Origin of the sequence: Oculatella sp. LEGE 06141 (genome assembly GCF_015207605.1) — a bacterium.
In the GTDB taxonomy this organism is placed as follows: domain Bacteria; phylum Cyanobacteriota; class Cyanobacteriia; order Elainellales; family Elainellaceae; genus Oculatella.
Map to the genome: position 1 here is coordinate 1 of NZ_JADEWO010000068.1, position 12,953 is coordinate 12,953.

At 46.7% G+C, this 12,953-nt stretch carries 16 protein-coding genes and 1 pseudogene; 14 read left to right on the forward strand and 3 right to left on the reverse strand.

Annotated features, from left to right (window positions below; all coding sequences use genetic code 11):
• Nucleotides 1-94: 94 nt before the first annotated feature.
• Nucleotides 95-229 (forward strand): annotated as a pseudogene (locus IQ268_RS27685) (transposase); the annotation flags it as partial.
• Between the two features lie 299 nt (nt 230-528).
• On the opposite strand, the gene IQ268_RS27690 reads toward IQ268_RS27685, so the two are convergent.
• On the reverse strand, nt 529-852 hold the full coding sequence (locus tag IQ268_RS27690) for an ABC transporter substrate-binding protein (RefSeq protein ID WP_339383647.1): 324 nt from the start codon (nt 850-852) through the stop codon (nt 529-531).
• Nucleotides 853-1,077: 225 nt separating this feature from the next.
• Between IQ268_RS27690 and IQ268_RS33580 the strand changes: the two genes are divergently transcribed.
• The 10 genes from IQ268_RS33580 to IQ268_RS27740 all read left to right on the forward strand — a co-directional run bounded on the left by IQ268_RS33580 (nt 1,078) and on the right by IQ268_RS27740 (nt 10,244).
• Nucleotides 1,078-1,158, forward strand: a complete 81-nt coding sequence (locus IQ268_RS33580) for a hypothetical protein (RefSeq protein WP_370584707.1) — start codon at nt 1,078-1,080, stop codon at nt 1,156-1,158.
• A gap of 109 nt (nt 1,159-1,267) precedes the next feature.
• On the forward strand, nt 1,268-2,566 hold the full coding sequence (locus IQ268_RS27700; protein ID WP_193885931.1) for an NAD(P)/FAD-dependent oxidoreductase: 1,299 nt from the start codon (nt 1,268-1,270) through the stop codon (nt 2,564-2,566).
• Nucleotides 2,563-2,841: a helix-turn-helix transcriptional regulator gene (locus IQ268_RS27705; RefSeq protein WP_193885932.1), complete on the forward strand. Its 279-nt coding sequence runs from the start codon at nt 2,563-2,565 to the stop codon at nt 2,839-2,841. The genes IQ268_RS27700 and IQ268_RS27705 overlap by 4 nt, the downstream gene beginning before the upstream one ends.
• Before the next feature lie 88 nt (nt 2,842-2,929).
• Nucleotides 2,930-3,469, forward strand: coding sequence for a DUF3122 domain-containing protein (locus IQ268_RS27710; protein ID WP_370584706.1), 540 nt, complete (start codon nt 2,930-2,932; stop codon nt 3,467-3,469).
• A 68-nt stretch (nt 3,470-3,537) separates the two neighbouring features.
• Entirely contained in the window at nt 3,538-3,933 is a 396-nt protein-coding gene (locus IQ268_RS27715; protein ID WP_193885933.1) for an SCP-2 sterol transfer family protein, read from the forward strand.
• A 20-nt stretch (nt 3,934-3,953) separates the two neighbouring features.
• On the forward strand, nt 3,954-4,289 hold the full coding sequence (locus IQ268_RS27720; protein ID WP_193885934.1) for a rhodanese-like domain-containing protein: 336 nt from the start codon (nt 3,954-3,956) through the stop codon (nt 4,287-4,289).
• Between the two features lie 12 nt (nt 4,290-4,301).
• Nucleotides 4,302-5,621: an efflux RND transporter periplasmic adaptor subunit gene (locus IQ268_RS27725; RefSeq protein ID WP_193885935.1), complete on the forward strand. Its 1,320-nt coding sequence runs from the start codon at nt 4,302-4,304 to the stop codon at nt 5,619-5,621.
• 20 nt (nt 5,622-5,641) lie between these two features.
• Nucleotides 5,642-6,157: a hypothetical protein gene (locus tag IQ268_RS27730; RefSeq protein WP_193885936.1), complete on the forward strand. Its 516-nt coding sequence runs from the start codon at nt 5,642-5,644 to the stop codon at nt 6,155-6,157.
• A gap of 2 nt (nt 6,158-6,159) precedes the next feature.
• Complete coding sequence (locus IQ268_RS27735) at nt 6,160-9,528, forward strand: efflux RND transporter permease subunit (RefSeq protein WP_193885937.1); 3,369 nt, start codon at nt 6,160-6,162, stop codon at nt 9,526-9,528.
• 38 nt (nt 9,529-9,566) lie between these two features.
• Complete coding sequence (locus tag IQ268_RS27740; protein ID WP_193885938.1) at nt 9,567-10,244, forward strand: DsbA family protein; 678 nt, start codon at nt 9,567-9,569, stop codon at nt 10,242-10,244.
• Nucleotides 10,245-10,267: 23 nt separating this feature from the next.
• On the opposite strand, the gene IQ268_RS27745 is transcribed toward IQ268_RS27740, so the two are convergent.
• Nucleotides 10,268-10,867 (reverse strand): cation transporter, encoded by a 600-nt coding sequence (locus IQ268_RS27745; RefSeq protein WP_193885939.1) that lies wholly within the window; start codon nt 10,865-10,867, stop codon nt 10,268-10,270.
• Nucleotides 10,868-10,969: 102 nt separating this feature from the next.
• Between IQ268_RS27745 and IQ268_RS27750 the strand changes: the two genes are divergently transcribed.
• Entirely contained in the window at nt 10,970-11,341 is a 372-nt protein-coding gene (locus IQ268_RS27750) for a hypothetical protein (RefSeq protein WP_193885940.1), read from the forward strand.
• Here IQ268_RS27750 and IQ268_RS27755 read toward each other — a convergent pair.
• The gene (locus IQ268_RS27755) at nt 11,299-12,015 is read right to left on the reverse strand and encodes an aldehyde oxygenase (deformylating) (RefSeq protein WP_193885941.1); all 717 of its coding nucleotides are present in this window, start codon (nt 12,013-12,015) and stop codon (nt 11,299-11,301) included. The two genes, IQ268_RS27750 and IQ268_RS27755, sit on opposite strands and share 43 nt — an antisense overlap.
• A 237-nt stretch (nt 12,016-12,252) precedes the next feature.
• Between IQ268_RS27755 and IQ268_RS27760 the strand changes: the two genes are divergently transcribed.
• Complete coding sequence (locus tag IQ268_RS27760) at nt 12,253-12,585, forward strand: DUF2499 domain-containing protein (protein ID WP_193885943.1); 333 nt, start codon at nt 12,253-12,255, stop codon at nt 12,583-12,585.
• Nucleotides 12,575-12,892 carry a DUF3593 domain-containing protein gene (locus tag IQ268_RS27765; protein WP_193885945.1) on the forward strand — a complete coding sequence of 106 codons (318 nt, stop codon included), beginning with the start codon at nt 12,575-12,577 and terminating at the stop codon, nt 12,890-12,892. The genes IQ268_RS27760 and IQ268_RS27765 overlap by 11 nt, the downstream gene beginning before the upstream one ends.
• The last annotated feature ends 61 nt before the right edge of the window (nt 12,893-12,953 follow it).

The following is a 12,953-nucleotide window of genomic DNA, read 5'->3' on the forward strand; positions in this document are numbered from 1 at the left end:
CGGTATTGCGTTACCAAAGCAACCAACCGCAGCAACCCTTCAATACTGACAATAGGCGAAGATCCTTGCTTGAAGTGTAGCGCGGTATTGTGATTGGGTGATGGAGCGAACGTTCGGCTGGCTGATGCACTGCCGTCGCTTAGTGAGAGATTACGAACGACAGCCAGCAACCTCAGAGGCATTCATTTACCTTGCAATGATCCGGGTGATGGTGAAAAGGTTGGCATAGAATTTGACCTCCAAAAACTTTTCAAACATCCTCTTAGCCACTCACCAACTACAGCTAATAACGCCGTAGTTGATCAGGCAGAATTAATTGGAGTAGCGCGACTGGAGTCATCACTTGGTTTTCTTCCCTCCTTCAATTCCCTCTAAGGAAATTACTGAATTCCTTCAGCAGCTTACTTCGACACCGTCCATAAACTCGGAGCGAGCGATCGCCACTTGTGTCTCTGAGAAACTCGCTGCTCCTGGATTCGAGCCACACTTGATCAGAGATCCGGAGCATCCTTCCGTCATTTGTCATTATCAAGTGACAACTGCAACCAAAACCTTCAGGAAAGCCTGGAGTTCTTTCCGTCGCTGTTGCAGTAACTTTGGAGTCGTGATGAAAATGAGTTGACAGAAATCTAGAATGCCCCAATCTTTGAGGGCAAAAAACTGAGCATCATAGCCCCGCAGCCGAGCTTCAATAACTTCAAAGTTGTAGAACACTAGCGTCGCACAGTCCGCTCTATTTTCAACGAGTGCGTTCGTGTGGAAAAAGCCATTATCTATGGAGATGATGGCATCCTCGGTAAACTGACCACCATCTGCCTCCGTTACTAAAGCTAAGCCAATTACTATTTGCACCTAATTAAAAAAGCTTTACATCAAAAGATTGCTTTTTATATAGTCATATGGTAATATAGTTTAATATTGGTTTTATAGAGGGGTAATGCTGAAGCCGATAAGTCATCGTAGGCAACCGTGGACTCTACATCAGTGGATCAGATTTGTTGCAGGTGGCATGGTGCTCATTAGCCTTTTGCTTTCGCTGACTCATGCAAGCTGGTTATTTTAACCGCTTTCGTAGGAGTGAACCTGCTGCAATCGGCGTTTACCAACTGGTGTCCGTTGATTGTTTTGCTGAAAAAGATGGGAGTTAAGGAAGGGTAATAAGGACTTGGAATGGTAAGGGATTGAGAGGACGAGTCCTCATGATTCTTGCTTCCATACTCCTGTCATCCGACGCTGACTTAAAAAGCTTGCACTTAGGGGCACGCGTATGGCTCATGTTGTAGTCATTGGGGCTGGATTAGGAGGACTACCAACGGCTTATGAACTCAGGCATCTATTGCCGTCTGAGCATCAGGTGACGTTAATTTCTAATACGCCCAAATTCACATTCATCCCTTCCTTGCCCTGGGTTGCTCTCGATCTGATGCGTCTAGAGCAAATTCAAATTGATCTTCCAAACATCCTTCCTAAACAGGGAATTGACTGGGTACAGGGAAGCGTAAAACAAATTGACTCCATCGCCCATACGCTTTGGGTTGCAGAGCAAGTCATTACCTATGATTATGTTGTGATTGCAACAGGAGCCGACTTAGCTCTGGATGCGGTTCCAGGTCTAGGACCTGAAGAGGGTTACACTCAGTCGGTTTGTAATCCACATCATGCGGAATTAGCCCATACCGCATGGCTTAAGTTCCTAGAAAAGCCAGGGGAGTTGGTGGTGGGTGCAGTACCAGGAGCCAGTTGCTTTGGTCCTGTGTATGAGTTTGCCCTGTTAGCTGATTTTGTCTTGCGAAAGCGGGGATTGAGGGAGCAAGTTCCGATCTCAATTGTTACTCCAGAGCCTTATGCAGGGCATCTAGGAATTGGTGGGATGGCAAACTCAGCCCAACTCGTGACCCAACTCCTACAGCAGCGGCAAGTCAACCTGATTGAAAATGCCGAAATTACAGGTATTACAGCCGATCGTATCCAGCTAGCTAATGGGCAAGTTTTACCCTTTCGCTATTCAATGCTCCTCCCTCCCTTTAGAGGACCCCGTTTCCTGCGTGAGGCTGTAGAGCTTGCTGATTCTAATGGCTTTTTACCCATTTTACCTACCTATCAGCACCCTGATTTTGACTCGGTTTATGGGGTCGGGGTAATTACTCAACTCACTCCACCTGAAGCCACACCCATTCCAATCGGTGTGCCCAAAACAGGGCAAATGACCGAGGCAATGGGAATGGCAGTGGCGCACAACATTGCGATTAAGCTGGGAGCGATCGCGGCTACGCCTGTCAAACCCACCTTAGAAGCCATTTGCTTTGCTGACTTTGGCGATACAGGAATTGTGTTTCTCGCATCTCCCGTTTTACCTGACCCAGAACTCGGTAGACGGCGGCGAGCGATCGCGTTAAAGGGACGGTGGGTCAGTTGGGCAAAGGCAGGGTTTGAGCGGTATTTTCTGGCAAAGATGCGATTTGGAGCCGCCGTTCCCTGGTTTGAACGATTGAGCTTACAGGGGTTGGGGTTGTCACTGGTAGAACCCATCCAGCCCCAAAAAGAAATTTCAACCGTAAGGCAATGATCCAGAACTGGAATGAACTGGAAACCCTGGCGAACCGCTTTCGGGCACTGGCAGATCCCACTCGATTGCAAATTTTGATGGCAATTTGTCACGAGGAACGCAGTGTGCAGGAGATTTGCGATCGCACCGGGTTACTTCAGGGGAATGTCTCTAAACACTTACGGTTGATGAAAGATGCAGGTGTGGTGGCATGTCGCCGCGAGGGAGTATGGCGCTATTACCGAGTAATAGATACCGAATTATTGACACTTTGCTCCAATCGGCAACAGTTATGAGTTGAAAAATGATGTTCAAACTAGGGAAAACCAAGGTGATGCGAAATTACATCGACAGATTATTGAGTAGCTTTAGAGGGGAATTGTGATGATGGGATGTCATATCCGAAAAATCTTTTCCTGGTTGCTCCTGCTAGGGACGCTCGTGCTGGTTGTACTTCTGGGGCTGGGAATATTGAATCCTTCTGGTGCAGCAGCGGCTATCCGGCAACTCGAAGAAGCACCCGGACAAATGGTTTATCAATCTCGCCAAACGCTTAAGGATCAGCATGGGAAGGGTTGGCAAGCCGTTGCGTTTAAGCGCATTCGTTCCGATGGTCAAAGCAGCTTTGAGCTAAGATTGGTGGGTTTTCCCGATGGATCTGAAATCGATCGCTCCCAACCTCTAACCTTAACGAATTCATTAGGCAAAACACTAACGGCACCGGATGCTTCCAGTCACCTCTTTACTGAAGCGATTCAACCTGAACCCAATGTAGGTCAATACAATCTTCAACCTTTACTACCGCAGCTACAGGCGGGAATTCCACTGAAACTGACATTACCAATCGCTAATGGTGAAGCAGTAAATCTGCCCGTTTCCCCGTCGTTGGTTGAAGAATGGCAAAGCGTTGCTAGTTATGAGTAATGTGCGAATCGTTAAAAGGTAGAAATTTCATTTATTTACTTTGTACCCATTCATTTGGAGAGAGTTCAATGGCAGAGTTATTTTCACCGGAGTGGATGCAAGCATTTGGTGAACAGTGGAATGCTGAACCAGAACTCGCTGATGCCCTTGCCAAGATTCATTTCAGTTCAGTCATTGGTTATGGTTTTGAGAACGAACCCAATCCAACAGGAGTCCTGACTGTACAAGATGGACGGGTCATTGCTGCGGAAGCCTACGACGGGCAGCCATTGAATTGGGATTTGCGTGCCGATCGCGACCACTGGCAACAGTGGAGAACCAAAGGGTTGAACATGATGGGATTGGGCATGGCGTACATGAGTCGCAAGTTGCAATTCCGCGTGGGAGATTATGCCTCCATGATTAAAGATCCACGCATGGCAGGTCCCTTCATCAAATCATTTTCTGTCATGAGTCGAGTTTGAATAAGATTAACAATCGCAACATGAAGTCCACAAAAAAACAAACTGGGAATCCGATTTCACTCACTCCTGCTCAATTTGAATCGAGACAAAATCAACTTTTAGTCGTTGATGTTAGAGGTTGGTTTGAATACTGGATGGGACACATTCCGGGTTCACAACGGATGAAGCAAAATCACATTTTGAAAAGCATTCCAAAAGATAAGCCAATTGCGGTTACTTGCCTGTCGGGTCATCGCAGTGCGATCGCCGCACAGTGGTTAGTGTCTCAAGGCTATCAACACGTCTACAACTTGCAAGGGGGATTAATGGCATGGCAAGGAGCAGGCTACATTGTGCAGCGCGGCAACCAACCTTGAAGGAGAAACGCCATGACTCACAGCATCTCAGATGAATCGCTGAATGAATCGCACGATGAAACAATGGATGGATCAGTTGGGCAAAAACAGCCTTCTGCGCCAAGGCTGTCTCAAAAAGGGTGGGGACTATTACTAGGCGGTACATTATTGTTGGCGGGAGGAGTTTGGAGTGCTTTGCAATTTAGCCATTCAAACCACTTGCCAGAGACAACCTTAGCTCCTGCTATCACTGTTGAAACATTAACCATTCGTGCTCAATCGATCACCAATACCCTGCAACTTTCCGGCACTATTCGTCCAGTTGAGCAGGCAACCTTGTCAACACGAGTCATGGGGCGGATTACCCAATTATCTCTAGAGGCAGGCGATCGCTTTCAGAAAGGGGAAGTTCTCGCCCGTATTGATGTGATGGATATGGCTGCCCAAACCAGTCAGGCACAGGCAGGCGTAGCCCAGGCACAAGCAGAAGTTGCCCGTGCTCAAGCAACGCTCAATCAGCTAGAATCACAGCGGTTGGAGGCACAAGCCGCCCTGCGATTGGCACAAATTAATCAATCTCGCATGGCGCAACTGCAAGCAGAAGGAGCCGTTTCCCAATCTCGGTTGGATGAAGCAAACACGACTCTGGATGAAGCAAGAGCACGGGTTGCCCAGAGTGAAGCCGGAATTCGGCAGGCGCAGGCAGCGATCGCCCAATCCCATGCAGCAGTTAACCGAGCAGAATCCAGTGTGACCTCCGCATCTGCCAGTGAAAGCTACGGAACGGTAATTGCGCCCTTTGGTGGTGTGATTGTCCAAAAACTTGCCTATGAAGGCGAGATGACATCTCCTGGAACAGCCCTTTTGAGAGTTGAGAATCCTGATCGGCTTCAGCTAGAGATTTCTGTACCAGAGGAAAACCTGCGATTTGTGCAGGTTAGTCAACCCGTACAGGTCAGAATTGATGCTGTAAATCAAACCCTCAATGCCAGGATTGAACAAATTGTTCCAACGGCTGATCCCAACTCTCGCAGTTTTCTGGTCAAAATTCCGCTGAACAATTCTGGCAGGTTAATCTCTGGAATGTTTGGGCGTATTGCTTTACCGCTTAGTGAAAAACAGGAGACGATCCTCATTCCCACAAATGCCCTCATTCAACGAGGTCAATTACAAGGGGTATATGTAGTGACTACAAATGATGCACAATCTGCTGCTGTTTTGCGTTGGGTGAAAACAGGGCAACAACGAAACGGAGAGGTTGAAATTGTATCGGGGTTAATGGAAGGCGATCGCATCATTACCAGCCATATCAATCAACTAAGCGACGGACAACCTGTTAGCCCACAATCCTAAATTAGTTCAGAAGGTTTCCAATGCCGCGCAGATTTTTGTTGTGGATTGCTACATTGTCTCTGATCGTCGTTTTAGCGTTTTCTCAGGTTGCACAAGGGCAAATGGGACGATCTCCAGGAATGATGAGACACCCCGGTATGAGACACGGCAGAGATGCCCAGACTATTCATCAACTGTTTACCTATCACGACCAAATTTATCGCACTGTAGAAGAAATTCCCGGTGGCATCCGTGCTGTAACGGAATCTGATAATCCTGAAGTTGCAGCTTTGATTCAATCTCATGTCTCTCAAATGTACGACCGCATTGCTGCAAGGCAATCGATTCCGATGATGGGAATGAGTTCAACATTGTCAACAATGGCTCAATCGGAAAATCAGTATGAGCGACAATTACGGCTGACATCAAAAGGAATTGAAGTCATAGAAACCTCTGATCATCCTGAGATGGTTGCAGTAATCCGAGAACATGCCCAGGAAGTCACCCAATTTGCAGAGCAGGGAATGCCTGCCATGATGAACGGGAGAATGAGATAGATATGAATAACGGCTCACAGCAGATTGATCAAAATCAGGCAAAACCACGCAGATTGGGTTTTGTTGGTAATCTTGCAAAACAATTTATCGACTCTAAACTCACTCCCCTGATCATTCTGGTCGCACTGTTGTTAGGCATTGGAGCAACGCTGATACTACCACGTGAAGAGGAGCCGCAAATCACGGTGCCAATGGCAGATGTATTTGTACAAATGCCAGGAGCCTCTGCGAAAGATGTAGAGCAACGAGTGACTGCTCCAATGGAGAAGTTGATTAAGGAACTTCCCGGAGTGGAATACGTTTACTCGACTTCGCGCCCTGGTTCATCCCTGGTGATTGTACGATTTCTGGTCGGGCAAAACACCGAAGATTCAATTGTCCAACTTTATAACAAACTCTACGCTAACTTTGACAAGATTCCACCCGGTGTATCACAGCCGCTAATCAAGTCGCGATCGATTGATGATGTTCCGATTCTGACACTTACCTTATGGGGAGACCAAAGTACGGGAGCAGAATTACGGCAAATCGCAGCGCAATTAGACGAACAGATTAAACAAGTTCCTGACGTTTCAGAAACAACCATTATCGGTGGACAAAAACGACAACTGCGAGTCGATCTTGATCCAGTCCGATTGAATGCTTTTGGATTAATACCGCTAGAAATATCACAGGCATTACAATCTCAAAATGCTGAGCTTGCCAGCGGTGCCTTAAACCAAAATAACCAATCCTTCTTAGTCAGAACCCAAAGTTTTATTCGATCAGCAGAAGATGCAAAAGGATTAGTGGTTGCGGTTGCCAATAACCAGCCAGTCTACCTGCGTGATGTCGCAATCGTTACAGATGGCTCAGAAGAACCTGCAAGTTATGTGTTCTTTGGACAAGGGAAACAAACCAAAACTAATCAGAGAAAATCAGAGCAGCCTACGGGAGAAACTGAAGCAATCACCATCGCGATCGCCAAACGCTCTGGAGCTAATGCGATTCAAGTCTCTCATCATGTACTGCATAAACTCGATCAAATTAAACGAAACTATATCCCAAATACTGTTCATTTAACGGTCACTCGTGACTACGGTGAGACTGCCGCAGAACGATCGAATGAATTGTTGTTTCATATGCTGATTGCGGTCGGTTCTGTGACGCTCCTCATGTGGTTTGTTATGGGTAAGAAAGAGGCAATCGTGGTGGCAGTATCGATTCCCGTTACCTTGTCACTGACCCTTGCCAGTTTTGTCTTTTATGACTTCACGTTGAATCGAGTCACCTTCTTTGCGCTGATCTTCTCCATTGGGATTCTAGTGGATGATGCGATCGTCGTTGTCGAAAACGTGGGTCGCCATCTACAATTACCCGAAAATAAAACGCGCTTGCAACTGTCTCCCAATCGTCGGCACACGTTGCAACGGATTGTGCTAGAAGCGGTGGATGAAGTCGGCAATCCTACTATTTTGGCAACCTTAGCGGTGATTGCAGCCATTCTGCCGATGGCATTTGTCGGTGGTTTGATGGGACCCTATATGCTGCCCATTCCGTTGGGTGCCTCTGCTGCCATGATTTTTTCAGCACTGGTGGCATTCATTGTCGTTCCCTGGACAACGATGCGGGTCTTTAGCGGGTCGAGCCACTCCCATACTCATGATCATGGAGAAGACGCTCTAACTCGCTTATATCGTCGATTTATGTATCCATTGGTGCATTACCCACGCCGAGGGACTACATTCTTGGTCGCAACGATACTGGCTTTGGTATTCATTGTGGGCGGACTAGCAGGCTTTAAGCTGGTGATTCTCAAGATGCTGCCGTTTGACAATAAGAGCGAGTTACAGGTTGTAGTGAATATGCCAGAAGGCACAACGTTGGAGCAAACTGCCAGAGTGACGCGAGAAATGGGAGCGTATCTGGCAACGGTTCCTGAAGTGATCAATTACCAAAGTTATATCGGAACGGCTTCTCCCTATAACTTCAATGGTCTGGTGCGGCATTACTTTTTGCGATCGGGTGCGAATGTTGCCGATATTCAGGTGAACTTTTTGCCAAAGGGCGTTGCCTTCGGCTCTGGCGAAGCCACACGCCATCGCCAAAGCCACGAAATTGCCAAAGCGATTCGTCCGAAGCTGAAAGAAATTGGCGATCGCTACAGTGCCCGCATCCAAGTAGCTGAAATTCCCCCCGGTCCTCCAGTGCTACAAACACTGGTAACTGAGATCTACGGACCCGACTATCAAGGACAGATTGACCTCGCCACCAAAATTCGACAGTTATATCGATCTACCGATGGGGTTGTAGATGTGGATTGGTATGTGGAAGCACCGCAGACTGATTATCGATTGGTGATCGATCGTGAGAAGGCAGCCTTGAATGGCATCAATCCGGCTCAAATCTCTGAAGTGTTACAAATGGCGTTGTCTGGTCAAAACGTTGGGCTACTGCATGACGAAAATGCCCGTGAGGATGTCGCCATCCATTTACGCTTTAGCCAATCTAATCGCACCAGTTTAGAGGATCTCAAATCTCTCAATCTCAAGGGTGCGAATGGAAGTCTAGTCCCTCTGAGTGCCTTAGTAAAAACAGAAACAACTACGGCAGATACCAGCATTTATCATAAAAATCTACAACCTGTTGTTTATGTCTTGGGGGATGTGTCGGGCAGAGTTGAGAGTGCTGTCTATGCCATGCTCAATCTGCAACCTCAAATTGACAAACTGGTGCCACCAACAGGTACAAAGGTTCAGACTTATCTGACAGAACAACCGCCGACCAATGAAACCTATGCAATGAAATGGGATGGCGAATGGCAAGTAACCTACGAGGTTTTCCGCGATCTGGGGATTGCGTTTGCGGTGGTGCTGGTGCTGATTTATGCGCTGGTGGTGGGCTGGTTCCAGTCGTTTACAACCCCACTCGTGATCATGGCAGCGATTCCTTTCTCACTGATCGGCATTATGCCTGCCCATTGGCTGATGGGATCATTCTTCACGGCAACCTCAATGATTGGGTTCATTGCTGGAGCGGGTATTGTGGTACGGAACTCAATTATTTTGGTGGACTTTATTGAGTTACGACTACAAGAAGGAATGCCGTTAGAAGAAGCCGTCATTGATGCAGGAGCCGTGCGATTCCGTCCCATGTTGCTTACTGCTGCGGCTGTGGTGGTAGGTTCAGCCATTATTCTCACTGACCCCATCTTTCAAGGGTTAGCGATCTCGCTGATGGCAGGGGAAGTCGCATCGTTGCTACTGTCACGATCGGCAGTTCCCATTCTGTATTACAAACTCTGGCGCAATCGAAAAAGAAATCAAAAAGATGTCGATACAGAGTTTAATCAGCCTGCTATCGAAGTGACGGGTGATGGAATGATTGGATAACGGAAATAACTTTCTACAATCTCTCAGCTACAAAAACAATGGAACCCATTCGTATCTCTTACTTCTCTGATGTCCTCTGTGTTTGGGCTTACATTGCTCAAATTCGCCTGGATGAGTTGAAAACAAACTTTCAAGACAAGATTGCGATCGATTACCACTTTGTTCCAGTCTTTGGAAATGCCCGTGAGAAATTGGAGAACCGCTGGCGCGATCGCGGTGGCTTCAAGGGATATAATGACCATGTTCACGAAGTTGTGAAGAAGTTCAATCACATCACCGTCCATCCTGATATCTGGACTGATATGATGCCTTCCTCCTCCATGTCCTGTCATTTATTTCTCCATGCCGTCCAGTTACTAGAAATCAAGAATATTGTTCCGATATCAGAAACGATGTTTGAAAAGGCAACCTGGACATTTCGCGAGCGATTTTTCAAAGACCTGGCTGACATTAGCGATCGCAAGGTGCAATTTGGAATTGCGGAAGCTTTAGGATTACCGATCGCAGCGATTCAAGCGCAGATCGATAGCGGTGAAGCCTACGCTCAACTGTCCAAAGATTTTGATCTGGTCAAGGAACATACGGTGTCTGTCAGTCCAACCCTGATTTTTAATGAAGGACGACAAAGACTCAATGGAAATGTCGGATATCGAGTGATCGAAGCCAATATTCGAGAATTGCTGAATAATCCAGCCGATGAGCAATCCTGGTGTTAGCGTTCTAACTGTTCCCGTCTCAGTCAGGCGTGTTGTTCTTTTTTAGCATCTCGAATAATATCGATGCCACCTCGTAAAACCAATCCAGTAATCAGCAGACCTATGATCAGGTCGGGCAACCGAGAGTTAAATAGAAGTACCATTACTCCAGCCACAATGACTCCCAGATTAGCGATGACATCATTCCTCGAAAATATCCAGCTTGCCCGCATGTGGACTTCGCCTTGACGATGTTTGGAGATCAACAATAAACAACACACATTTGCCAGAAGCGCGATCGCCCCAATTCCCATCATCCAGAAAGGCTCTGGATCGCTCCCCCCAATAAATCGTCGCACGACATCCACCAAAACCAGAACTGCCAGTGTGATCTGAAATACGCCGCTCATCAGTGCTGCTCGAATTTTACTGCCTTTCGTGCCACCGACCGCCGCTAACGAAATACCATAAACGGTTGCGTCGGCCAGCATATCCAGGGAGTCTGCCAAGAGTGCGGTTGAGTGAGCCAGTAGCCCAGTGACAATCTCAATTACGAACATCATGGCGTTGACTGCCAACAATAAGCGCAGCGTTTTACGCTCGGCAGCATTCCTGGCTTTCATTTCACACCCACAGTCTGCCATGACAATTCCTCTGTAGAGCATTTCTCTTCATCCTACCCTTTTACCCTCTCACGCCTCCTGTCATACTGTGAATACCTCTTAACCTGATACTCAATATTGAAGATGCTGAACTTGTTAAAGAAACTGCGAGGTGGCGCAATGGTCGGAACTGGCTATATGCTGTCCCCCCTCTCTTGGTGGAACGATTTATTCTTCAACCTGCCGATCGCTCTGGTGTTTGGCTATGCAGCAAGTTGGATCAATTCAAACTGGTTTGTGCCTGGAACGGTTGTTGGTTACTGGCTCTCAAATGTTCTTGGGATTCTAATGATGCAATTGGGTGCAATGGATATGTTAGTGAGCGAGGACAAGCGCAACATTAAAAGAGACTTACTCATTGGTTTGGGAGGGTCAACGCTTTATACTCTGGTTGTTGCAGCCCTGGCATATTTTCATGTGTTAGAAGTGCCAGATTTCCTGGCAGCTAAGCCTTGACTTGACATTCGCAAAATATCACGAGTGCTGAAACCAAGTTGACTAAGTGCCTCACTATAGCGCACCAAAAACTCTTCAATGAGAAATTGTTTACTCATACCGATCGCATTAGCGTCTGACTCCACTTGGCTCAACATCTGCCAGATTAGAGGTAAAATTTGCCGATTAGCAGTTTCCAGTTCTGCTTTAACGTCTTCAAAATGTGCCTTGAGCCAAACTTCACCGAAATTGAGATGTAAGTATTCATCGGCGACCACTGATTCTGTCACTTTGCGGGCAAAATCGTCGGCAACGGGAATGTAATTGTTGTAAGCGGCGATCGCAAAACATTCAATCACCAGTGCCTGGATCAGCAAACACGTTGCAATTTGATGGTGTGCCACAGCATTCTGAAAAGTAGCCCGCAAATCTTTAAAGAACTCTTGAGCAAACGTCAAATCTGGCAAAACATCCAGATTCCGTCCGCAAGCTTCAAAGCTTTTGCGGTGCCGAAACTCCATTTTGCCCAAACGAGTTAATTCTTCTGCGTGGTCAGGCATCAGTTTAGACAAACAAATGAAATTGTCGTATGCTTCCTGTTCCCCTTCTATGACAATGCCATTGATACGGCTGAAGGCATTGCGGTAAATATCACTGTAAAAGTCAAGAGTTTGTTTAGTCTGAGATTGAGCCACTGATCTATTACCTTTTCACATTCGCTATAAGTTTACCCATTATATAACTATGCAGATATATAAGATTAGTATTTAGCTTTAACTTCAAAATCAGTGGGAGTAGCTATTAGAGTTCCATATCAATAAAAGCATTGACGATTTCATAACTTATTAGCTATATCTTGGAAGGTGAATTATCTTGTTGGGTTGTTCTAGCAATCTAATTTCTGGCAAAACATCGAGAAGAGAGGACAAACAATGCACGCACTCTCACTTCCAACCTGGTGTATTCATATTCTCAGTGTGACAGAGTGGATGGTCGCCATTTGGTTCGTTTGGGTTTACGGACAAATCAGGAACAATCGTGTCTGGCAGGGATTTGCGATCGCCATGTTACCTGCATTAGCCAGTGCGATCTGCGTTTGTATTTGGCATTTTTTTGATAATACGCCCTCGTTGGAGTGGTTAGGAACCCTACAAGCCGTGATGACGCTCATTGGTAACGGTGCTTTGATGGTGGCTGCATGGTTTCTTTGGAAGCAGTCCCTTCCCGCGCAGTCCTATCTCGGCAGGAATGATCATGATTTCTAAAGACACTCTCTTCATCCTGTCTCTCTTTCCCTATCTTGGATTTCTCTGGTTTCTAACGCGCTCTAAACAGGCTCCTCGTCTTGCTTTGATTGGCTTTTACTGCACCTTATTGTTTGTTGGTGTGACTATTCCAGCAGGAATCTACACCAAGCTCGTTTACGCAGCATCTTTAGCCAATGTAGATTGGCTGCATGGAACGGCAGAATCATTTCTAACCCTGTCGAATACACTGGTTGTCCTGGGATTCCGTCAAGCGATCGCCAAGTCGCAAATGCAAAAACGCATCGTCCCGAACAAAGGATGGTGAGAGGGGGAAAGCGCGGACATTTCGCACTTTCTCACTCTCGATTTCTTAATCCCTATTCTTT